We start from the raw sequence: 1,094 nt of genomic DNA on the forward strand, positions 1-1,094 counted from the left end.
TTATTATCTGAGACTGCGTTCGGTTGACAGATATGAGTACCCCGTCATTGATGTCAATTCGGAGCTTTATCCGGAGGCCCTCGCCGACAGGACCTTCCGCTGGGCATATTCTCAAACTCTTGTTTTCAAACCCAACAGGCGAATAAACTGCAGATTCGCAGTAAACTACCCCGGCAGTGATGAAGTGTTTCTTGTCCTTAACGGCAGGGATTACAGTCTCCGCCGCGACGGAGAAAATCATGCGGCGCGGATTACATTGACGGAGCAGGAGACATACGCTTATTACTATAAAACAGCCTGGCGTACAGATCCCTACGGGACAAGATCCGTTAAAGTGATGGATATCAACAATGACGGTGAATTTTTTATCAGCGATATATGGGGAATCACCAATTCGGATTATCTTCCGGAAGATATAATCGGCTGGAAAATAGAAGCGGGCACGGCAAATATCAATTTTTCATGGAAAACAAATCCTGAATATAGCGGCGGCATTACGGTATATCGCAGCACTGACAGTTTTAACTGGTCGGTTCTTTTAACGACATCGTCTTCGGGTTTTGTCTGGTCGGGTGCCGAGATCGGTCAAAAGTATTTCTTCGCGATAGGCGATAGCGAACATCAATCCAGTGTACAGGGGATTGACACATCTTCTACGGTGACTGTAAAAACGCCGCCGACTTATGTAATTGAGAAAATGATTGACCAGGGTATTACAGCTGATGCCGTTGCGGGAGATATCAGGATTGCCTTGTCGGCGCTGTATAAAAAAGAAAACGATTATGCCGGCGTTTATCTGGTATTGAAATCAAGCTATAATCTGAACATTGCGCAGGGTTCGGAGATTGACTGGGAAACAAACGATTTTCTCATCAAGCGAAAGGGGGTGTCTCCCGGGTCGCATCTTGAGTTTTACTCAAAGTTTTCGCCAGCCGCCGCTCTTGAAACCAATTATGTCTGGAATTTAAATGTATTCGGCAGCAGCGCGATATATTGTTCTGAGCCGGATGTTTATGTTACTCCTGTCGAGGTAACCCGGATGCAGGGTGGTGACTTTGCCAAGGTGGCGCTGATTAATTTTCCCGCGCGGGCTC

1 protein-coding gene is annotated in these 1,094 nt (G+C 46.6%); it reads left to right on the forward strand.

Annotated elements, in window-relative coordinates; all coding sequences use genetic code 11:
• The coding region (locus COT43_03650) for a hypothetical protein (protein ID PIS29515.1) at positions 1-1,094 on the forward strand (1,094 nt) is incomplete at both ends.

This window comes from Candidatus Marinimicrobia bacterium CG08_land_8_20_14_0_20_45_22 (genome assembly GCA_002774355.1).
Lineage (GTDB): Bacteria > Fidelibacterota > UBA2242 > UBA2242 > UBA2242 > 0-14-0-20-45-22.